The organism is Pseudomonas sp. MWU13-2100 (genome assembly GCF_023242365.1).
Lineage (GTDB): Bacteria > Pseudomonadota > Gammaproteobacteria > Pseudomonadales > Pseudomonadaceae > Aquipseudomonas.
In genome coordinates, this window is the sequence record NZ_JALLIX010000136.1 from 1 (window position 1) to 653 (window position 653).

Here is a 653-nt window from a genome sequence, read left to right on the forward strand (position 1 = left end):
CTGCCCGATGTTCCGTAAGGTACTTCTTGTCCATTTTTATAACTGACTTGTGGTCTGGCTTCTTGGCCAAGGTCAGCTCCAACATCTATCTCGGACTGCTTGGGCGTTGGCCGGGCAGCAGCAACATCATCCAACGCACCGCCAGTTGCTTTTGCACCAACTAGTCAGACGACATTTAGTGAAACTTACGCCATGATATCCACAGACACATTTCCTGAACGAGCAAACTCGATAAAAATAGCACAAACAATTTCCACATCATGTGTGACCGCTCTAGCAGGATACATCTCCCCTAAAATGCTGACGAGTTCGTTTTTTGAGTTGAGATCAGTCATAGTTCTGACGACATGCTCACCATCTTTATCATACTCGCTAAGCATCAGTAAAAAATTTTCACTTTCAACATAAAGCGCCAATTCATAGGGGCGACCTTCAGATTCAGACTGGCACCGCATCTTGATAACGCCGGAGCCTTTACCAATGGAAGTCAATACCCCTCGAACATCCAATTCTTCGGGATCCACGATAGCTTCTAACTGATGGCGATATCCATCAGCGTCAACAATATAGCCGCCAAAAACCATACTCATGGCACCTCCTTAATCGACCGCATTCCCGGCACCCAATTATATTTTTTTGGTAATCCAGTTACA

General features: G+C 45.5%; 1 protein-coding gene. It reads right to left on the reverse strand.

Annotated features, from left to right (window positions below):
- Positions 1-185: 185 nt before the first annotated feature.
- Entirely contained in the window at positions 186-590 is a 405-nt protein-coding gene (locus M5B99_RS29725; protein ID WP_247256958.1) for a DUF6911 family protein, read from the reverse strand.
- Positions 591-653 lie beyond the last annotated feature (63 nt).

Excerpts from the sequence above, each read along its gene's own strand:
- M5B99_RS29725 (WP_247256958.1), bottom strand. The coding sequence starts at position 590 with ATGAGTATGGTTTTTGGCGGCTATATTGTTGACGCTGATGGATATCGC.